The organism is Polaribacter batillariae, from assembly GCF_017498485.1.
GTDB lineage: Bacteria > Bacteroidota > Bacteroidia > Flavobacteriales > Flavobacteriaceae > Polaribacter > Polaribacter batillariae.
Window position 1 is genome coordinate 3,610,282 of the sequence record NZ_CP071795.1, and the last position, 20,354, is coordinate 3,630,635.

Consider the following 20,354-nt stretch of genomic DNA (forward strand, 5'->3'; position numbering starts at 1 on the left):
AATTTATTTCAGTATCTATTTAATTATCTATGACTATATCTATGAAAATAGCCAATAACATCTTTTCTTAATTTATCTAAATATTTTCTTTTGGTGGTGTGATTAAAAATCGTGTACACCCATTCATTATAATCTAAATAACAATCATAATTGATCATTTTATTTAATGGAATTTTGATGTATTCAAATGAAGCTCTTTTTTGAATCCTTTTATCTTTTTTCTTTAGTTTTTCATTTTCATTTTCATTGAAAATGAAAATTTTTAATTTTTTCTTTTTGTAATCATTTCGTGCTATGAATTTATTAACCTCACACTTTTCTGCTAAAGAAATGGATTTTGCTTTTTTACGTTTTGTCCATTCAAACTCATAATCAAATTCTTTAAACTTTATGTTTCCGTAATAAAAGAATAATTGATAAGATTCTTTTTTTATCGGTGTTTTAATTTCAAAATTTCCATCTTCTTTAATTTGAATAAACTCTGAAGATGAATCTATTTTAACTAATAAATTAGGAAAAGTTTTATAAAAATCATCAGAAAAAAACAATTTACCTTTAATAGAAATATCTTGCTGACTGAATAAGTTCAGTGAAATAATTAAAATTAAAAAAGTAATTATTTTTTTCATTTTAATTGATTTGTAACTTCATATAAAGTAATCGCCAAACTATGTATAACATTCATACTCGAATTTCTACCAAACATGGGTATGGCAATAGTATAATCTACTAAATCGATGTTTTCGATTCCGTTTCTTTCGCTTCCCAAAAGTAAAACGATTTTTTCGTGATTTTTAAAATTAAAATCTTGAATATTTATGCTTTTATCAGTAATTTCTATACCAATAATTGTGTTGCCTGCTGCTTTTAATTTATAGATGATTTCTGCAAAATTAGTATATATATCATGTTTAATTTGGTTAATTGTGTTTCTTGCCGTTTTCTTAACAATTCTATTTTCTATAGTAGGCGAATTTTCATGGAAATAAATTTTTTCGACACCAAAACTTTCTGAAATTCGAAAACACATTCCAATATTTTCTGGTGTTCGAATTGCATCACAAACAATGGTTATTGGAAATTGTTGCTGTTTATTTTCGATATCGTAATGTGTTAATTGTTTCAAATTTATAATTTCAAAGTTTTAAAGTCTGTAAACTGCCTACTGCTTTAAGCTCGTTACATATTTCTTCGGAGTTGTGCCAAATTTCTTTTTAAACGCGGCAATAAAATGGCTAGCAGTACTGTAGCCTACTTGAACACCCACCTCGTTTACATTATATTTATTGCTTTCTAGCAGTCTTCTGGCGTGTTCCATTTTGTAGTCAAACAAAAAACTGTACACTGTATCTCCATAAATTTGTTTAAATCCTTCTTTTAATTTTTTAAGATTTAAACCAATTTCGTTGGCTAATTCTTGCAAACTTGGTGGTTCTGCCATTCTAGAGATAATAATTTCTTTTGCTTTTCTAATTTTTAAGACATTTTGCTCATCAACCAAAAACGGACAGTATTCTGCATCTGTATTTTCTTCATGCTGAAAATGCAAACTCAACAATTCGTAAACTTTTCCTTTTACATACAAATCTCTAATAGAACTGTTAATATTCGAATTGATAATTTGTTGTAAAACGATAGAAACTGTTGGTTTTATTTCAGTATCGTCGTAATATTTTTTATTACTATTTTCGTCACTTAAAAAAGGAATATAGCCAGATTCTTTAGAAAATAAAGAGTGGAATTTTTCAATAGAAATTAACAAAGAAACCAAGGTGGTTTTCGGCTGAATTTCTAAGTTAATAGGGAGCGTTCTTTGCGGGTTGTATAATAAGATAGATCGGTTGTCTAAAACATCAAAAGAATAAGAACCATCGTTAAAAAAGAATTTAGATTTTCCTCGCAAGCAAAAATGCATCTGTATAAAAGTGCTATTTATTGCTCTGTCAAAATTTTGCACTTCTTTGCTTTCGTTCTGAAAATGAAATACATAAAAACCTTTATCGAGAGTTATTTCTTCAAAAGTACTTTCTCCGACATTTTTAAACATGTTGCTTTGCTGTTTTTAAATTCCTTTTATTTAGAATCATTCTATATTAGAAATCAATAAATCCTTTCTATCACTGCAAAAATAAGGCTTTTTAGCAATTTAATAGCAAATAAAATTTAAAAAACATCTATCGTTATTAAAAGTTCTTCTAGCGATACTTTTTTATAAATGTTGTTTTTACTTTTGTATCATCTTTTTAGATTTTATGAAAGCATTAGGGCAAGAGCACTTTTACAATATTGGCGTTAGTTACAAGAAAGCAGATGCAGAGATGCGTGGTAAGTTTTCTGTATCTAAAGAAAACCAAACAGCACTTTTACAGTCTGCAAAAGAAAAAGGTATTTCTGGAATTTTTATAATTTCTACCTGTAACAGAACCGAAATTTTTGGTTTTGCAAACCGACCTTGCCTATTAATAGAGTTGCTTTGCGATTTTTCTGAAGGAACTGCGAAAGAGTTTAACAGTGTTTGTAATGTTAATAAAAACCAGGAGGCAATTAACCATTTGTTTAGAATTGGCACAGGTCTCGAAAGTCAAATTTTGGGCGATTACGAAATTGTAGGTCAATTAAGGCAATCGTATAAGTTAGCAAAAAGTTTAAAAACCACAAATGCGTACATAGAGCGTTTGGTAAATAATGTTTTACAAGCGAGTAAAAAAGTTAAGAATACAACCAAATTAAGCTCAGGAACAACTTCTGTTTCTTACGCAGCTGTGCAATATATTATTAAAAATTTACCAGATTACAATTCCAAAAATATTTTGGTATTTGGTTTGGGTAAAATGGGAAAACATACCTGCAAAAATTTAGCAAAATATACACAGAATAAATCTGTTTGTTTAATTAATAGAACAGAAGAAAAAACCACTGAATTCGTAAAAGAGCACACTTCTATAAGAAAATCTGTAATTGAAGAATTGCCAACAGAGATAGCAAATGCAGATGTTTTAATAGTTTCAACAGGTTCTAATAAACCTACAATTACCAAAAACCACATTTCGTTAAATAAAAAATTGTTAATTTTAGATTTATCGATGCCAGAAAATGTGGCAAAAGAGGTTACTGATTTTAGTGGCGTTTCTTTAATAAATGTAGATGAACTTTCTAAAATTACGCACGAAACTTTAGCAGTTCGTTTGGCAGAAGTTCCTCTTGCAGAAAGCATTATAGAAACCCATAAGACCGATTTTAATGCTTGGTTAAACCATCGAAGATTTACGCCTGCAATTGCCGCTTTAAAAGAGTCTTTAGAATCTATTAAAAATGATGAAATTAATTTTCAGAAGAAGAAAATTGTTAATTTTGATGAAAATCAAGCAGAAATTTTAACTTCACGTTTTATCCAAAAAATTACTACACAGTTTGTAAAACATTTAAAAGATGATGAAACTTCGGTAACAGAAAGTATCGAAGTCATTCAAAAAGTGTTTCAATCTTAATAAAAATTTCATGCAAAAAATAATAAGAATAGGAACCCGCGATAGCCAATTAGCGCTTTGGCAGGCTAATAAAGTACGCAAAGAGTTAACCGAATTAGGGTATGAAAGCGAAATAGTTCCTATTAAATCTGTGGGCGATATTGTTTTAGACAAACCTTTGTATGAATTAGGAATTACAGGTGTTTTTACTAAAAATTTAGACATAGCAATGTTAAATGGCGATATCGACATTGCAGTACATTCTTTAAAAGACGTACCCACTTCTTTACCTGAAGGAATTGTGCAAGCCGCAGTTTTAAAAAGAGCAAATTACAACGATATTTTAGTGTTAAAAGACACAGAAGAGTTTTTCGCTCAACCAAATGCAACCATTGCAACAGGAAGTTTACGAAGAAAAGCAATGTGGTTAAATCGCTATCCTACCCATAAAGTAGTAGATTTACGAGGAAACGTAAACACACGTTTGCAAAAATTACAAGACAACGATTGGGATGGAGCTGTTTTTGCAGCGGCAGGATTAGAACGATTGGGTATTAGAGAACAAGGTGCAGTAAATCTTTCTTGGATGATACCAGCCCCAGCACAAGGCGCAATTATGGTTGCTGCTTTAGAAAAAGACGATTATGTTCTAGATGCTTGCGAACAATTAAATCATCACGAAACTAAAGTTTGTGTAGGAGTAGAGCGCGAATTTTTAAGATTATTAGAAGGTGGCTGTACAGCACCAATTGGAGCTTTGGCCTATGTAGATGCTAAAACCGAAGAAATAAACTTTAAAGGGGTTTTATTAAAAAAAGATGGTACCAAAAAGCTAACAGTTAATAAAACCGCAAAACTAGGAAAACATAAATTTTTAGCAAAAGACTGTGCAGATTACATTATCAATAGAGGAGGAAAAGAATTAATTCTTGAAGATATTGAAGGAGCCTCTCCAATAAAAGCCAAAGTATATTCAACCAAGAAGTTATCAGAAATTCAGAAAAAAACATTGCCAAACACCATAGGAATAGAAGATAGCGATTTTATTAAAATCCGTTTTAATAGAATTCCTGCAAAAGTGATCAAAACACCACACGAAAATGTGGTAATTACTAGTCAGAATGGAGTAGAAGCAATTTTAAATTCTTTTACAAAAGACGAACTTGATTTCAAGAATATTTTTTGTGTTGGTAGAAGAACTAAGAAACTAATTGAAAAAAGAATTGGTAAAGTAACAAAAGTTGCCAAAAACGGATTAAAATTAGCAGAATATATTGCTAAAGAAACAAACATAAAAGAAGTAACTTATTTCTGTAGCGATATAAGGTTAGATGTTTTGCCCACCTATTTACAAGCGCATGATATTATTGTAAACGAAGTAGAAGCCTACAAAACAATGCTAAGTCCAGTAAAAATAGCAGATGATGTTTCTGGAGTATTATTTTACAGTCCATCAGGAATTAAAAGTTATTTAGAAGAAAATACAACCAACAAAACTGCTTTTTGTATTGGAGAAACTACAGCAGTAGCAGCCAGAAAACATTTTAAAGATGTAAAAGTGGCAAACATGCCAGATGTAGAAAGTGTTTTGGATTTGGTAAAAGAAAGCTTCTCCAAAGAAGAAGGGTTTTTGTGTTAATAGGAGTTGTAAAACATTTATGAGTAGAACTTTAAACATAATATTTGCTTTAATTATAACTTTTAGTTTTTCTTGTTCAGGCAAAAAAAATGGAGAAAAACCGAAAAATATTGAAAAAGTAAGTAGTGTTGAAGTTTTAGAAGAAAACCAAATCAATACGAATGAACTTGATAAATCTGAAAAAGTTCTTTTTGAACGAGTTTCAGATAATGAAATTTGGATTTATAATTGTTTATATTCAGGTTTTACTGGAGAAACTACATTAATAAAAGTTAACGAAAATTTAAAAATAAAATCAGCATTTTATAATTATTGGACAGATGTAATTGATGAGAATTCAACTGAATTTAAAGTAGCAAATTCAAAAATTGAATTTAGCAAAAATCCATTCAAAACAAATGACCAAATAAATATTAATTACGAATTAAAAATAAATGAGATTTCTAATCAAACAAAAAAAATAGTCAACTCTAAAATTATTACTTTTAAAATTAAGAGTAAAGAAATGGCTGAAAATGAAGAAAATAAATACAAAAAGAAATATGATTTTATTAATTCATTTAATGCTTATAAAATTAAATATACAGACAAGAAACCTGAATTATTATTAAATATTAAAAGTTTCAAAATAGAATTAAACTCCGTTTTTAAGATAAATAAAATATCAATTTTGTTTTCAATAGATACAAAAGGAAAAGTTTTAAAAGAGTCAATTAAATTAAGAACTTCGGAAAAACTAACAACTGAACAAAAAGAGAAAATAACGGAATTAATAATAGAAAAATTGAATTATTCACCAGGATATATTAATGAAACTCCTGTAAGAACTGAATTATATTTAAGAATTTAAAAAAAACTCCACACTTAAGCCGCATATAACTTATTGCTGATATAAGCCTACTTACCAAAATCCGTAAGGATTTTCTATTCGGTTTTTATTTGCTAAACTAAGTAACAAACCATATACAACACGTTGTAAAGAATAAAGAATTCTAATTAAAACAAATAAAAATGAAAACAATAACTTTAGTAATTTGTATATGTATATCTACATTAATTCATGCTCAAAAATATTCATTTATACCTGATAGTTTAAAACTAATCACAATGGATAAACTCATGAAAAAACCACTTCCAACAAGTTTGGATTTGGTTTATTATGAAGACGGCACTAAAACAACACTTAAAGAAGTGATGCCACTGGTAATACAACAAAAACTACAGCCACATATGTTTGTTGACAAGGATGGAAACTATATAGCCTTAGTCGTTGCTAAATCTAAAACAAAGGCTGAAGACATAAGGATTAGGTACAAAAACATGCCTGAATCTTTACAAAAATTAGGTTATTCCTTTGGCAACCCCAATAGTAATACTGTTATTATAAATACACAAGGTGGGCCAATGATTAATCTTTTGACAGATAGTTTTAAATCTATTTTTAAAGAAGCTGGAGATATTAATGAGGATAAATATTTTTTAATCAATGTGCATCAGGCACAAACCTTAAAGCCTGAAAAATTTATAATGAGCGAAATTTCATTTGAGCAAGCCAAAGCTTACAGTAAAGAGACTTCTAAAATGTTATATGACCTCATAAGTTATTTTAAATCAGAAAACAAAAAGGTGTATATCGTAGGTATTTCATTTGGATCTTTTGTGGGAGAAGGTCTCATTGCGGAATATGGGAATATAGCTGATGGATATCTTTTAGCGGTTGGAAGACTAGATATGACAGAAGAAATATGGAAAGCCTATTCTAAAGGTATTGCCGCAAGTTTTAAAGAAGATGCTATTAATGTTGTAGTGGGAAGTAGATCTGATGATGAAGTAACCACCGTTAATATACGTAAAATAGCTGCTGGTTTCGGACATAACAGATACACGAAACTGTTAGAAAATACTGATTTGTCAAATCTCACCTATTTATATGCTAAAAGTGACCAAAATGTCGGAAAACTAACTGATGATGAAATTAAATTCCTTAAATCAAAAGGAGCAAATGTTATTGGCTTTGAGGGGGGGCATAGAAGTTGGACAAAACATTTAAAAGAAGGAATCGATTTGTTATTAAAAAACTAATTATTTGTCCTCGCTTGTTTCTGAAAATCCTCTCGAATTTTCAGTTTGTGTGTAATTGCAAAATTAAGTGCTAACCTACGCAACTACTCATAGTAGAGTAATTATGAATATGAATAAAATGATTATCACTGATTTTGAAAAAGCATTTAACGAATAAAAAAGCTAGCATACAAAAATGGCTATAAGTAATTGCTTGTTCTCGCCTATTTCTAAAAATCCGCAAATATTTTCAGTTTGGTGTGTAGCTGCTAATTTTAATACTGGTGTACAACTTTTGTATTACAAGTAGTTGTATTTTTGGAGTTATTTAATCAATATTATTAATATTTTTGAATTTTAAAGATAAATAAATTACTAACCGCACAATTTGCATGATACTCTCCTCTAGAGAAAACAGAAATTTTATATGTTTAGAACCCGTAGATTAAGAAAAACAGAAGGAATTAGAAGATTGGTAAGAGAAACAAAACTTTCTATAGACGATTTTATATATCCACTTTTTATTGAAGAAGGCGAAAATATAACAACAGAAATTGTTTCAATGCCAGGAATTAAACGTTACTCTTTAGATCAAATTTCGAAAGAATTAGACGAAGTTGTAGAACTGGATATTCCTGCAGTTTTATTATTTGGAATTCCATCAAACAAAGACGATGAAGGCACAGAAACTTGGAATGATAACGGAATTATACAAAAAGCAGTTCGTTTTATCAAAAAGAATTACCCAAGTTTGTATGTAATTACAGACGTTTGCTTTTGCGAATACACCTCGCACGGACATTGTGGAATCATACACGATAATGATGTTGATAACGATGCAACTTTGGTAAATTTAGCAAAACAAGTTATTTCGCATGCAAAAGCAGGTGCAGATATGGTTGCACCTTCAGGAATGATGGATGGCACCATAGATATGGTGCGTAAATCTTTAGACAATTCAGGTTTTTCGAACTTGCCAATTATGGCATATTCCGTAAAATATGCCTCAGCATTTTACGGGCCATTTAGAGATGCTGCAGATTCTGCACCAACTTTTGGAGATAGAAGAACCTATCAAATGGATCCATCAAACAGAGACGAAGCAATGCGCGAAGCAATTTTCGACGATCAAGAAGCAGCAGATATTTTAATGGTAAAACCAGCCTTATCGTATTTAGATATTATTCGTGATTTAAAGAATAATTTCGACAGACCCATTGCATGTTATAATGTAAGTGGAGAATACGCAATGATAAAAGCAGCCGCAGAAAAAGGTTGGATTGATGGCGAAAAAGTAATGCTAGAAAGTTTACTCTCAATGAAAAGAGCAGGAGCAGATATTATTATTACTTATTTTGCGAAAGAAGCAGCGAGAGTATTATTGAAACAAAGTTAGAATGTCTCTTCGAGCATTACTTTCAATCAAAATAATTTTTAATTGAAAGTAACGAACGCAGTTCTCGATAGATTTAATGAGGCTTCGACTGCGCTCGACCAGACAAATAAATAAAACAATTATGAAATTTAAAAAATCACAAAAATTATATAAAAAAGGATTACAACACTTAGTAGGTGCTGTAAATTCTCCAGTAAGAGCTTTTTCTTCAGTAGGTGGAAATCCGTTGTTTATCAAAAAAGCAAAAGGAAGCAAAATTACAGATGCAGACGGTAACGAGTATGTAGATTTAGTACTTTCTTACGGCCCAATGATTTTAGGTCATCGTCATAAAAAAGTACAAAAAGGAGTCGATAAAGCCTTAAAAAATGGCTATTCTTTTGGAGCTTCTACAGAAGCAGAACTAAAATTAGCCAGAATAGTTTGCGGTGCTTTTCCTGGAATGGATAAGGTAAGATTTGTAAACTCCGGAACAGAAGCTGTTTTAAGTGCAGTTCGTTTGGCAAGAGCATTTACAGGAAAAGACAAAATTATTAAATTTTCTGGTTGTTATCATGGGCATCAAGATTCTTTATTGGTAGCAGCAGGTTCTGGTTTGGCAACATTAAGCATGCCAGGTTCAAAAGGAGTTCCAGAAGGTGCCGTAAAAAATACGTTAATTGCAGAATACAATAACTTAGCCAGTGTAAAAGCACATTTCGAAAAACACGAAGACATTGCTGGTGTAATTATCGAGCCAATTTGTGGTAATATGGGTGTTGCCATTCCACAAAACGGATTTTTAGTAGAATTAAAAAAATATTTAGAATCTAAAAACGCCTTATTAATTGCAGATGAAGTAATGACGGGTTTCCGTTCTAAATTTGGTGGAGCACAAGAATTATTGGGCATAACAGCAGATATTACCTGTTTAGGAAAAGTAATTGGTGGAGGTTTTCCAGTAGGAGCTTACGGAGCAAGAGAAGAAATTATGCAAGAAGTAGCACCTTTAGGAGGCATGTATCAAGCAGGAACCTTAAGTGGAAATCCAATTGCCATGGCAGGAGGAATTGCAACTTTAATAGAATTAAAAAAACAAAATCCGTATAAAAAGTTTGAAGAAGTTGGAAGCATTTTAGAAGTTATTTTATTAGAAACAGCAAAAAAATACCATGTAGATTTAGTAGTAAATCGTTTTGGTTCTATGCTAAACCCTTTCTTTACAAACCTTAAAGTAACAAATTTCGAACAAGCCCAAACTTCAAACACAGATAAATTTGCAGTTTTCTTTTGGGAAATGATAAAAAACGGCGTGTTTTTACCTCCAAGTCAGTTTGAAGCCTGGTTTTTATCATCAGCCTTAAAAGATAAAGACATTAAAATAATAGCAAATGCAGTTGATAAAGCGATGCAGGCTGTGAGTAAAATGTAAAAAATATTACCTTATAAGTTTATGAAGAAATAAAATTAGATATAGGCTATAGGTAGGTTTTAGAAAATAACACCATTACAAAAGATAAACGGCATAAAATAATTGTCGAATAAAAAGAGTAGTAAATAATTTATAAAAACCGCAAAGAAACAGAGGTAAACACAAAGTTCGCCAAGAATAGTTATAAAAACCTTTGCGTCTCTGCAAAAAAAAACTTAGCGCTTTTGCGCTTAAACTTATGATAAAAAACGATTTATTTTTAAGAGCCTTAAAAGGAGAAACTGTAAACAGGCCACCAGTTTGGATGATGCGTCAAGCAGGAAGATATTTACCAGAATTTCAAGAAATCAAAAAAAAATACGATTTCTTTACCCGTTGTCAAACTCCAGAATTGGCATCAGAAATTACAGTACAGCCCATTAGAAGATATGGAATGGACGCCGCAATTTTATTTTCAGACATTTTGGTCATTCCACAAGCCATGAATATTGAAGTAGAAATGAAACCCAATTTTGGCCCCTATTTGCCCAATCCAATTCGTACACAAAAAGATTTAGATTCGGTAATTGTACCAGACATTCAAGATACTTTAGGCTACGTAATGGATGCCATAAAAGTTACCAAAGAAAAACTAAATAACGAAGTTCCATTAATTGGTTTTGCAGGCTCACCCTGGACAATTTTATGTTACTGTGTACAAGGTCAAGGCTCTAAAAATTTCGACAAAGCAAAAGAACTGTGTTTTACAAACCCTGTACTTGCACATAGTTTATTACAAAAAATTACAGACACTACAATTGCCTATTTAAAAGCAAAAGTTGTAGCAGGTGTAAATGCAGTACAAGTATTCGATTCTTGGGGCGGAATGTTGTCTCCAGTAGATTATCAAGAATTTTCTTGGCAATACATACAGCAAATAATAAATGCATTAAAAGACGAAACACCCGTAATTGCCTTTGGTAAAGGATGTTGGTTTGCCTTAAATGAAATGTCTAAATCAGGAGCTGCTGCTTTAGGGGTAGATTGGACCTGTTCAGCAAGAAATGCACGTTATTTATCTGGCGGAAATATTACTTTACAAGGTAATTTCGATCCAGCAAGATTGTTTTCTCCGCCTTCAGAAATCAAGAAAATGGTAACGCAAATGATTAACGAATTCGGAAAAGATAAATACATTGTAAACCTAGGACATGGAATTTTACCCAACATTCCTCTAGACCATGCAAAAGCGTTTATCGATGCTGTAAAAGAATATAAGAGTCCGTTTTAATTTTATCAATTTCCTGCAAGGTTTTCAAAACCTTGCAGGAAAACAAAACCTTACATAAAAATAAACAAAACAATAAGTTGGAAAAGAAAGCATCTATAAAAGATAAATTTTTTGAATACATACAAAATTTACAAGACCAAATTACTTTAAAATTAGAAACTTTAGACGGAAAAGCAACCTTCCAAGAAGACAATTGGAAAAGAGCAGAAGGGGGTGGAGGTAGAACTCGCGTGATAGAAAATGGTGCAATTTTCGAAAAAGGAGGTGTAAATATTTCTAAAGTATTTGGAGAATTGCCAGAGGCGTTAAGAAAACAATTTAGAGTAGAAGAAGGTAATTTTTTCGCATGCGGATTGAGTTTAGTGTTGCACCCAAGAAATCCTTTTGTACCAACTGTACATGCAAATTGGCGCTATTTCGAAATGTATGATGAAACTGGAAATATAGTAACGCAATGGTTTGGTGGAGGACAAGATTTAACACCCTATTATTTATTTGATGAAGATGCAACACATTTTCACACCGTGTGTAAAAGCACTTGTGATAAATTTCATCCAGAATTTTATCCGAAGTTTAAAAAAACGTGTGACGAATATTTTTGGAATTCTCACAGAAACGAAGCTCGTGGAATAGGAGGTTTGTTTTTCGATTATTTAAAAGAAACAGAAGAATTTACCATAGAAGATAGATATAATTTTGTGACAGAAGTTGGTAATCGTTTTTTAGAAAGCTACGTTCCAATTGTAGCGAAAAGAAAAGGTTTATTATATTCTAAAACACATAAAGATTGGCAAGAAGTAAGAAGAGGGCGTTATGTAGAATTTAATTTAGTACACGATAGAGGTACCCTTTTTGGCTTAAAAACAAACGGAAGAATAGAAAGTATTCTTATGAGTTTACCACCCATTGTGCAGTGGAAATACAATTATTATCCGAAGAAAAATTCCGAAGAAGAAAAACTTTTAAAAGTGTTAGAAAAGCCTAAAAATTGGGTGTAACTTAAAACTTCATTGCTAGTTTAAAGTTTAACACTCTACCCGTCATAAAATTAGGAATACCAAATTGGGTTTTAGAAGATACATCTCTTACCCAAGTGTTTGTAATGGCATTTTGAATATCGAACATATTAAAAAGTTCTAAACCTGCTGTTAATTCTTTAAATTTTGATAAAAACCCAGTTTTGTAAAGTTTATTGGCATCTACAAATATGTAAGAAACACCTAAATCTGCTCTTTTATAATCTCGCAAACGTTCTTGAAATAAATAAACATCGGCATACGCTGGTGCTCCACCAGGAACTCCAGTATTGTACACCAAATTTAAATAGGCTTTTAAATTTGGTAAATTAGGTACATAATCTTGAAATAAAATACCGAATTTTAAACGTTGGTCAGAGGGTCTAGAAATATTTCCTCTATTATCTATATTTTCTTCTGTTTTTAAATATCCTAAACTCACCCAACTTTCACTCCCAGGAACAAATTCGCCATTTAAACGAAGATCTAATCCATGAGCATATGCAGTTGTAACATTGTCTGCTCTATAACGTATTCTTACGTTATCTACAGAATATGCGTTTACGTTCGATAAATCTTTAAAATACAGTTCTGTAGTTAGTTTAAAAGGCCTTTCCCATAAATCGAAACTATAATCCATTCCTGCAACTAAATGAATGGATTTTTGTGCCTTTACATCGATGTTAATTTTTCCGTTAAAATCTTTTAATTCTCTATAAGAAGGTGGTTGCGAATACCAGCCACCAGAAAAACGAAACAACATATCTCTAGTCCAATTAGGCTTAATAGCAAACTGTGCTCTTGGACTAATAATAAGTTGACTTTTAGAATTATTTCCGTTCGAAGAAACTGTCCAATTTTGTGCTCGAATTCCCAAATTATACCAAACTTCGTTATTGTTCCAAAAACGACGTTCGTTAAACTGAACAAACCCAGAAATACGATTGATTTGTACTTTATGATCTTCTCTAATATTTTGAAAAGGGGTTATAGGACCTACAAAAGGTTCGTAAGGTTGATTGTTTGGAGAATGATCTGGAGGCGGAATAGAAAAACCTAAAGAATTGATGATTTCCCACTCACGAATTCGCTCACGAATGTCTTCATTTTGATATTTTACACCAAAATCCCACTGGGTTCTATCTTTTTTATAAGTTCCTCTTATTTGAACGTTGTTAATTAGCGCATCTAAATCGTTTCTTGCATGGTTTAATTGAGAGCCAATTCCTTCAGAAAAATCGACTTCTCCAAAATTTTCCGAACCAATATTGGCATCGACCATTCCTAAATTATACGAGGCTAAAATATCGTAATATTCTTCTTCTTGTGTGTTGTAACTCGAAACAGTTGTTCTAAAAGATAAATTATCGTTTACTTTATAATCTGCAGACAAAGCATTAAACAAAGTAAAATAATTGTTTTGTTCTTTACCTTGGTAAAAAACAATTAATTCTAATGGATCTGCAACGGTTCCAAAACGAGTTCTTCTAGAAATTGGCTTATAATTGTAATTGTTCAACGAAAAATTACTTAAATAACTTAGTGTAAATTTGTTGGAAAAATTATAAGTAATATATGACTGTAAATCTGTAAAACGTGGTCTAAAATTGGTTTCGATTTGTTTGCTATTTACAAAAAGACTATTGTCTCTGTATCTAATTCCAGTGAGTACACTTAGTTTATTATCTAAAAAATTGCCTTCGAAAGTAGCACTTGCGCCCAACAAACTGGCATCGATAGTTGTGGCAATTTCGGTAGGTTTTCTATAGGTAATGTCTAAAACAGACGATAATTTATCTCCATATTTTGCTTGAAATCCACCAGCAGAAAAATTAATATTTTGTACCATATTCGAGTTGATAAAACTCAAACCTTCTTGCTGTCCAGAACGAATTAAAAAAGGCCTGTAAACTTCAATTCCGTTTACATATACCAAGTTTTCATCAAAATTACCACCACGTACATTGTATTGTGTGCTTAATTCGTTGTTGTTATTTACACCAGGCAAGGTCATTAAAACATTTTCTACGCCTGCATTTGGTCCAACAATATTTTTGGCTTTGTTTACCTCTATTTTTGTAATTCCTTGTGCTTGTTTTCTACGATCTTTTACTACAATTTCTTTTAAGGTTTCTGTTTTTGGTAATAAAATAGGAGAGAAACGTATTGCATTTCTACTATTCGCAGTAATCTTTTTGGTAAAAGTTTTGTAAGAAACGTGTCTAAACACAATAGAGATTTCTTTTTGAAAAGGAATTCGAATGCTGTAATTTCCATTCTTGTCTGTGGTAGTTCCTGTATTTTTAAACTTTACGGAAACATTTTCGATAGGTTGGTTTTCTTTGTTTTTAACAGTTCCTTTTAAAATGGTAGTTTTTTGTGCAAACGCAAAAAAAGGAATACAAAGAAAGAGTAGAAAGAGTTTTTTCACGTAAAATTTAGTTTACTTGTTTTTTAAAGAACGTTGCAGAAAGTTCTTTAGTATTTTCAACATTGTCCGAGACTACAATTTTAAAGATATGTTTGCTACCAACCAATTTTTTATCACTAAAATTATAGGTTAATATGCCTTTTTTATGATTGTATTCCATTAAAATCCACTTTCCGTCGATTGTTGCTCTAAAATTTTTAATTCCAGAACCGGCATCAGCAATTTTTACTTTTAATGTTTTGTGGTTCGAAATCCATTGTTTGTCTTTAAAATACAACAAACGAATGGTTGGTTTTTTAGTGTCGGAAAGTAATTTATATTTTCCTAACGTTTTTGTGGTGGTATAAAAAGTACTGTCTTTTTTTCTTGTGTATTGATATCTTGGATATTTAGGATATTGTACGTTTGCAATGTATAAATGTTTTTTTTCTTCTTCTGAATATTTAGAAACATTAAAAGTTAAGGTAAAACTTTTGTCTAAAGGAATTGTTGGGTTATGAATTTTAGCAATGCCATTATAGACTTTAAAATCTAAATAAACATCTTCGTAAAACGTGTTTTTTGGAAAAGCGATGGTAACATTTTCTTGCGTAAATTTTTGAAATTTTTTCGCTACAATTTTGTAAGCAGTTGTATCTTTTTGTTTTTTATAGATAGAATTGCTTTCTTTTCCGGCAACAGGAATTTTTACAGAACTTGTATTTCCATGAAAATCTCTTGCAACTATTTCGATGGTATAATTCAACCCATTTTCGATTTTAATTTTTCCATTATTATGCAAATCTTTGTAAATAGATAATTTATTTGCATCTACTTTGTGCGTTTTTTGAAATCTACTTTTGTATTTTTTATAATACTCGTAGTCTATTAATAAGTTGATGTATTTACTTTCGGCGAATGAAAAAGTTGTTAAATCGTGATAATAAACTCGCTTGCCATTTACCAACATTTCTAAACTATATATTCCGTTTTTGTTGTTTGCTTTGTTTAATCGATCAAAAACATTAATAGCAAAGCCAATAGTTCCACTAGCAAAAATTCTTTCTCCTACATATTTTCCTTTTCCAAGGTTTTTAATAGCTATTTTATAGCGATTGTGTTGTTGGTTTATGCGAGCATCGAAACTCAAAGGATATACCAAAAGCGATTGTATTGTAGGCGATTTGGTATCTGCAGATGTAATGCCAAAAACATTGGGTTTATAATGTTTTCGGTTTTTGTATCCCGAATTTCAAAATGCAAATGCGGTCCACCAGAACCTCCTGTATCACCAGAAAATGCAACTAATTCTCCTTTTTTTACAGGAAATTTACCCTCTTTTAAGAAAATGTTTCCTGTTTGGTAATTCTCTTTTTTATATTGAATGGATTTTACGTATTCCTCAATTTCACCTGCATATTTACTCAAATGTGCATACACAGTAGTAAAACCATTTGAATGTGTAATATAAAGCGCTTTTCCAAAACCAAATTGAGCCACTTTTATGCGAGAAACATAACCATCTGCAGCTGCAAAAATTTTTAAACCTTCTTTTCCTTGCGTTTTAATATCTACACCAGAGTGAAAGTGATTGCTTCGTAATTCGCCAAAAGTACCAGCAAAAATTGTAGGAATCTCTAACGGATTTCTAAAGTAATTTTTGGGATATTTTTTTTGAGAAAAACAAGTAATGGTAACAATAAAAAGAAATAATGTAAAAAGTTGCTTCAAAAGACTAATTTTTCTGTAAAAATAATAAATTTTTGTATTTAATTAAACCTTTAAATATCAAGGTATTATTAATATGTCAATTAAATGTTGGAAAATTTAAAACAGATTGTTAACTTTGTAAATATAGTTTTATTCTAATAATTTATATGAGTAATACCCTAGAAGCAATTCATTTACTGGAAGATAAGCTACAAAGCTTGCTTTTTAATTATGAATTTTTGAAAAAAGAAAACGAGATTTTGCTTCGAAGTACTACAAATTTACAACAAGAATTGTTAGAAAAGCAAGAAGAATTGGCGAGTCAAAAAAAACAATACGATTTGTTAAAAATTGCAAAAACTATAGATGGCAGTAGTAAAGATACAAGAGATACAAAACTCAAAATAAATGCATTAATTAGAGAAATCGACAAATGCATCATTCAGTTACAAGAATAAAGTTCTTTAAATTGTGGGAAAATTAAAAATTAATATTGTTATTGCAGGTAGAACCTATCCTTTAAGTGTAAATAACACCAAAGAAGAAGAAGGTATGCGCAAAGCAGCCAATGCAATTAATAGTTTAATTACTAAATACGAGCAAAACTATGCAGTTAGCGACAAACAAGATGTTTTAGCCATGTGTGCATTACAATTTGCTTCTAAATTAGAAATTTCTTCACTTAATAAAGAGCAAGATAATGCTGAAACAATACATAAAATAAAAGAGTTAACACAATTAGTAGATACTCATTTAAAATAAGTTCTTTAAAATACATTAACAACACACTGCCTACGTTAGTAATTTGTTTGATAAACTCAACACTAATCTATTATGAAGGATAAGTCTTAGTTGCTAAAGCATGCCACTATTGCCAATGTTTTTTTGGCTCTTGGGTGGATTCTTGATCAGCTAGTTAGTCCTATACATACCATAATGGAGTTTATATAAACCCAACTAACGTAGGCTTTTTTTATATACTAAATTTAAATTATGGACGGAATGTTATTTCCCATTATTGTGGGAATTATAGGAATTGCAATTGGTTTTATCGTTGCAAAATTGATAGAGAAATCTAAAGGTAAAAAATTATTAAATGCAACAAGAAAAGAAGCAAATTCTATTCTTAAAGAAGCCAAAGTAGATGCCGAATCAATAAAAAAAGAAAAGATTTTACAGGCGAAAGAAAAATTTATCGAACTAAAGTCCGAACACGAAAAAGTTATACTATCAAGAGAAAAGAAAATTTCTGATATCGAAAAACGAATTAGAGATAGAGAATCGCAAGTAGCATCGGAACTTGATAAAAACAAAAAATTAAATCGCGCCTTAGAACAAAAAGAAAAAGATTATAATTTTAAATTAGACTTTTTAGAAAAAAAAGAAGGAGATTTAGAAAAAATGCACAAACGTCATGTAGATATGTTAGAGCAAATTTCTGGATTATCTGCAGACGAAGCTAAAAAAGAACTCGTTTCTTCTTTAAAAGATGAAGCCAAAGCAGAAGCAATGGCTTTTATACAAACCTCTATTGAAGAAGCAAAATTAACAGCAGAACAAGAAGCAAGAAAAGTTGTTTTAGGAACCATACAAAGAGTAGGTGTAGAACAAGCTGTAGAAAACTGTGTTTCTGTTTTTAACTTAGAGTCAGATGACGTAAAAGGAAGAATTATTGGTAGAGAAGGAAGAAATATTAGAGCAATTGAAGCTGCAACTGGTGTAGAAATTATTGTTGACGATACTCCAGATGCCATTATACTTTCTTGTTTCGACCCAATTCGAAGAGAAATAGCACGTTTATCTTTGCATAAATTGGTTACAGACGGTAGAATTCACCCAGCAAGAATCGAAGAAGTTGTTGGTAAAACAGAAAAACAAATTACCCAAGAAATTATAGAAGTTGGTAAAAGAACGGTTATCGATTTAGGAATCCACGGCTTACACCCAGAATTGGTAAAAGCGGTTGGTAGAATGAAGTATAGATCTTCTTACGGTCAAAATTTATTACAACACTCACGTGAAGTGGCAAATTTGTGCGGAATTATGGCCGCAGAAATGGGCTTAAACTCTAAAGTTGCAAAACGTGCAGGCTTATTGCACGATATTGGTAAAGTACCAAATGAAGAAAGCGAATTACCACATGCATTATTAGGAATGCAGTGGGCAGAGAAATATGGCGAAAAGCCAGATGTTTGTAACGCAATTGGTGCACACCATGACGAAATTGAAATGAAAAGTTTAATTTCTCCAATCGTACAAGTTTGTGATGCAATTTCTGGAGCAAGACCTGGAGCAAGACGTCAAGTTTTAGATTCTTACATTCAGCGTTTAAAAGATTTAGAAGATATTGCATTTGGGTTTACAGGAGTGCAAAAAGCCTATGCTATACAAGCAGGTCGTGAATTGCGTGTTATGGTAGAAAGCACAAAAGTAAACGACACAAAAGCTGCTGAATTATCATTTAATATTTCTCAGAAAATTCAAAATGACATGACGTATCCTGGTCAAGTAAAAGTTACAGTTATTCGTGAGACTAGAGCTGTTAATGTGGCGAGATAGCAATCGTAACTTAATTTGATACCTAAAAAAAAATCCTGTTTTTGCAGGATTTTTTTTAGTTTCTAGGATGATATTTTTCCAAAACTTCTTGTAAGAAACTTGTGTCTGTATGCACATAAACCTCTGTAGTTGTAATGCTTTCGTGCCCTAACATTTGCTGTAAGGATCTTAAATCTGCACCCCTTCTTAACAAATGTGTGGCAAAAGAATGACGCAAGGTGTGTGGACCAATTTGCTTTTTTAAATCAGTTTTTTCAGCCAAATCTTTAATAATTATAAAAACCATTTGTCGCGATAAACCTTTTCCTCTTCTGTTTAGAAACAGCGTGTCTTCAAATCCCTTTTGGGGTTTAATTTGATTTCGAATTTGATTGATATAAATAGAAATATACCTTTTTGTGGTTGCATGAATAGGAATATACCTTTCTTTACTTCCTTTTCCTGAAACACGAATAAACCCTTCTTCGAAAAATAAATCAGAAATTTTTAAAGCAATTAATTCTCCAACCCGTAAACCACAACAATATATCGTTTCTAAAATGGTTCTGTTTCTTTCTCCCTGAGGATGACTTAAATCGATTGCAGCAATTAATTCGTTTACTTGGTCTTCTGAAAGTGTATCAGGTAATTTTCTACCAATTTTAGGAGTTTCTAGTAAATCAGTTGGGTTGGTAACTCTGTAATCTTCAAAAACCAAATAATCAAAAAAACTTCGTAGTCCAGAAATTATTCGAGCTTGACTTCTAGGATTAACTTTGGTAGCTACTTCGTAAATAAATTGTTTAACAATTTCACCATCAATCTTAGTGGGTGAAACAATAATTTCGTTTTCATCTAAAAATAAATTTAGTTTTTTTAAATCTCTGGTATAACTATCAATAGTGTTTTTTGAAAGTCCTCTTTCAATTTTTAAAAAAAGCCGATAATCATTAATTGCATTTTGCCATTTCATAAAACTAAACTACAAAAAAAACCATCCTATCAGGACGGTTTTTGTAAAATTAAAAAATGTATGTTTTATAAAGTTTTAGAATAACTACCATTTTTAGGTTGTAAATCTCCAGTTATTATCATAACAAGATCAATAATATACCAAATTCCAAAACCACCTAAAGTTATTAATTTAAGTACTCCTAATAAAGTATAACCTAAATAAAATCTATCAACACCTAAACCTCCTAAGAAAATTGATAATAATAAAGCAGTAGTTTGACTTTTTCCAGAGTAAGCTGCTGCGTAAGAGGTAACTTCTTTCTTTTCAATTTTATTGTCTTTTATAACTTCAACAACTTCTTTATTCTTCTTTACAGGAAAAGAAGCGTGTGTGCTGAAAGAAAATGCTAAAAAAGCAAATAACAATGTGTAAATAGATAATGATTTTTTCATGATAATTAAGTTTTTTTTTGTTAATTGCC

19 protein-coding genes and 1 other RNA gene are annotated in these 20,354 nt (G+C 30.9%); 12 read left to right on the forward strand and 8 right to left on the reverse strand.

The features are described from left to right. Nucleotides 1-23: 23 nt before the first annotated feature. From JL193_RS15880 to JL193_RS15890, 3 genes are read right to left on the reverse strand one after another with little or no spacing between them, the layout of a single operon-like run. A complete protein-coding gene (locus JL193_RS15880) occupies nt 24-629 on the reverse strand; it encodes a hypothetical protein (protein WP_207971703.1) in 606 nt (201 codons plus the stop codon). After that, nucleotides 626-1,126: a TrmH family RNA methyltransferase gene (locus JL193_RS15885; RefSeq protein ID WP_207971704.1), complete on the reverse strand. Its 501-nt coding sequence runs from the start codon at nt 1,124-1,126 to the stop codon at nt 626-628. Before JL193_RS15885 ends, JL193_RS15880 begins: the two co-directional genes overlap by 4 nt. A gap of 36 nt (nt 1,127-1,162) precedes the next feature. Then, nucleotides 1,163-2,047 carry a helix-turn-helix domain-containing protein gene (locus tag JL193_RS15890; protein ID WP_207971705.1) on the reverse strand — a complete coding sequence of 295 codons (885 nt, stop codon included), beginning with the start codon at nt 2,045-2,047 and terminating at the stop codon, nt 1,163-1,165. Nucleotides 2,048-2,252: 205 nt separating this feature from the next. Here JL193_RS15890 and hemA point away from each other — a divergent pair, with 205 nt between their 5' ends. From hemA to hemF, 8 genes are all read left to right on the forward strand, one after another. Next, nucleotides 2,253-3,488 (forward strand): glutamyl-tRNA reductase, encoded by a 1,236-nt coding sequence (gene hemA, locus JL193_RS15895; protein ID WP_207971706.1) that lies wholly within the window; start codon nt 2,253-2,255, stop codon nt 3,486-3,488. A 10-nt stretch (nt 3,489-3,498) separates the two neighbouring features. Beyond that, the gene (hemC, locus tag JL193_RS15900; RefSeq protein ID WP_207971707.1) at nt 3,499-5,106 is read left to right on the forward strand and encodes a hydroxymethylbilane synthase; all 1,608 of its coding nucleotides are present in this window, start codon (nt 3,499-3,501) and stop codon (nt 5,104-5,106) included. A gap of 19 nt (nt 5,107-5,125) precedes the next feature. Then, nucleotides 5,126-5,956: a hypothetical protein gene (locus tag JL193_RS15905; RefSeq protein WP_207971708.1), complete on the forward strand. Its 831-nt coding sequence runs from the start codon at nt 5,126-5,128 to the stop codon at nt 5,954-5,956. Between the two features lie 161 nt (nt 5,957-6,117). After that, nucleotides 6,118-7,188 carry a hypothetical protein gene (locus JL193_RS15910; RefSeq protein ID WP_207971709.1) on the forward strand — a complete coding sequence of 357 codons (1,071 nt, stop codon included), beginning with the start codon at nt 6,118-6,120 and terminating at the stop codon, nt 7,186-7,188. Nucleotides 7,189-7,594: 406 nt separating this feature from the next. Beyond that, entirely contained in the window at nt 7,595-8,563 is a 969-nt protein-coding gene (hemB, locus tag JL193_RS15915) for a porphobilinogen synthase (protein WP_207971710.1), read from the forward strand. A 121-nt stretch (nt 8,564-8,684) separates the two neighbouring features. Continuing rightward, nucleotides 8,685-9,974 (forward strand): glutamate-1-semialdehyde 2,1-aminomutase, encoded by a 1,290-nt coding sequence (gene hemL / locus JL193_RS15920; protein WP_207971711.1) that lies wholly within the window; start codon nt 8,685-8,687, stop codon nt 9,972-9,974. A gap of 238 nt (nt 9,975-10,212) precedes the next feature. Continuing rightward, nucleotides 10,213-11,244 carry a uroporphyrinogen decarboxylase gene (hemE, locus tag JL193_RS15925; protein ID WP_207971712.1) on the forward strand — a complete coding sequence of 344 codons (1,032 nt, stop codon included), beginning with the start codon at nt 10,213-10,215 and terminating at the stop codon, nt 11,242-11,244. 95 nt (nt 11,245-11,339) lie between these two features. Further along, a complete protein-coding gene (hemF, locus tag JL193_RS15930) occupies nt 11,340-12,242 on the forward strand; it encodes an oxygen-dependent coproporphyrinogen oxidase (protein ID WP_207973506.1) in 903 nt (300 codons plus the stop codon). A 1-nt stretch (nt 12,243) separates the two neighbouring features. Here the strand turns inward: hemF and JL193_RS15935 are convergent, their stop codons facing one another. The 3 genes from JL193_RS15935 to JL193_RS17295 are packed head-to-tail and all read right to left on the reverse strand — an operon-like array spanning nt 12,244 to nt 16,401. Continuing rightward, nucleotides 12,244-14,691, reverse strand: coding sequence for a TonB-dependent receptor (locus JL193_RS15935; RefSeq protein WP_207971713.1), 2,448 nt, complete (start codon nt 14,689-14,691; stop codon nt 12,244-12,246). 7 nt (nt 14,692-14,698) lie between these two features. Next, complete coding sequence (locus tag JL193_RS15940; protein WP_243456780.1) at nt 14,699-15,832, reverse strand: hypothetical protein; 1,134 nt, start codon at nt 15,830-15,832, stop codon at nt 14,699-14,701. Continuing rightward, a complete protein-coding gene (locus JL193_RS17295; protein ID WP_243456781.1) occupies nt 15,817-16,401 on the reverse strand; it encodes a M23 family metallopeptidase in 585 nt (194 codons plus the stop codon). Before JL193_RS17295 ends, JL193_RS15940 begins: the two co-directional genes overlap by 16 nt. A gap of 146 nt (nt 16,402-16,547) precedes the next feature. On the opposite strand from JL193_RS17295, the gene JL193_RS15945 reads away from it, so the two are divergent. The 4 genes from JL193_RS15945 to rny all read left to right on the forward strand — a co-directional run bounded on the left by JL193_RS15945 (nt 16,548) and on the right by rny (nt 18,939). Further along, the gene (locus JL193_RS15945) at nt 16,548-16,838 is read left to right on the forward strand and encodes a coiled-coil domain-containing protein (protein WP_207971714.1); all 291 of its coding nucleotides are present in this window, start codon (nt 16,548-16,550) and stop codon (nt 16,836-16,838) included. Between the two features lie 10 nt (nt 16,839-16,848). Beyond that, nucleotides 16,849-17,142, forward strand: a complete 294-nt coding sequence (locus tag JL193_RS15950) for a cell division protein ZapA (protein WP_207973507.1) — start codon at nt 16,849-16,851, stop codon at nt 17,140-17,142. A 54-nt stretch (nt 17,143-17,196) separates the two neighbouring features. Beyond that, nucleotides 17,197-17,325, forward strand: a non-coding RNA gene (ssrS, locus tag JL193_RS15955) — 6S RNA. A 48-nt stretch (nt 17,326-17,373) separates the two neighbouring features. Further along, entirely contained in the window at nt 17,374-18,939 is a 1,566-nt protein-coding gene (gene rny, locus JL193_RS15960; protein ID WP_207971715.1) for a ribonuclease Y, read from the forward strand. Between the two features lie 55 nt (nt 18,940-18,994). On the opposite strand, the gene xerA is transcribed toward rny, so the two are convergent. Then, nucleotides 18,995-19,891 (reverse strand): site-specific tyrosine recombinase/integron integrase, encoded by an 897-nt coding sequence (xerA, locus tag JL193_RS15965; RefSeq protein ID WP_207971716.1) that lies wholly within the window; start codon nt 19,889-19,891, stop codon nt 18,995-18,997. 65 nt (nt 19,892-19,956) lie between these two features. Then, complete coding sequence (locus tag JL193_RS15970; RefSeq protein WP_207971717.1) at nt 19,957-20,325, reverse strand: TM2 domain-containing protein; 369 nt, start codon at nt 20,323-20,325, stop codon at nt 19,957-19,959. Nucleotides 20,326-20,354: the final 29 nt, after the last annotated feature.

Excerpts from the sequence above, each read along its gene's own strand:
- hemC (WP_207971707.1), top strand. The coding sequence starts at position 3,499 with ATGCAAAAAATAATAAGAATAGGAACCCGCGATAGCCAATTAGCGCTT.
- JL193_RS15910 (WP_207971709.1), top strand. The coding sequence starts at position 6,118 with ATGAAAACAATAACTTTAGTAATTTGTATATGTATATCTACATTAATT.
- xerA (WP_207971716.1), bottom strand. The coding sequence starts at position 19,891 with ATGAAATGGCAAAATGCAATTAATGATTATCGGCTTTTTTTAAAAATT.
- hemE (WP_207971712.1), top strand. The coding sequence starts at position 10,213 with ATGATAAAAAACGATTTATTTTTAAGAGCCTTAAAAGGAGAAACTGTA.
- hemB (WP_207971710.1), top strand. The coding sequence starts at position 7,595 with ATGTTTAGAACCCGTAGATTAAGAAAAACAGAAGGAATTAGAAGATTG.
- hemL (WP_207971711.1), top strand. The coding sequence starts at position 8,685 with ATGAAATTTAAAAAATCACAAAAATTATATAAAAAAGGATTACAACAC.
- JL193_RS15905 (WP_207971708.1), top strand. The coding sequence starts at position 5,126 with ATGAGTAGAACTTTAAACATAATATTTGCTTTAATTATAACTTTTAGT.
- rny (WP_207971715.1), top strand. The coding sequence starts at position 17,374 with ATGGACGGAATGTTATTTCCCATTATTGTGGGAATTATAGGAATTGCA.
- hemA (WP_207971706.1), top strand. The coding sequence starts at position 2,253 with ATGAAAGCATTAGGGCAAGAGCACTTTTACAATATTGGCGTTAGTTAC.
- JL193_RS15890 (WP_207971705.1), bottom strand. The coding sequence starts at position 2,047 with ATGTTTAAAAATGTCGGAGAAAGTACTTTTGAAGAAATAACTCTCGAT.
- JL193_RS15970 (WP_207971717.1), bottom strand. The coding sequence starts at position 20,325 with ATGAAAAAATCATTATCTATTTACACATTGTTATTTGCTTTTTTAGCA.
- JL193_RS15880 (WP_207971703.1), bottom strand. The coding sequence starts at position 629 with ATGAAAAAAATAATTACTTTTTTAATTTTAATTATTTCACTGAACTTA.
- JL193_RS15945 (WP_207971714.1), top strand. The coding sequence starts at position 16,548 with ATGAGTAATACCCTAGAAGCAATTCATTTACTGGAAGATAAGCTACAA.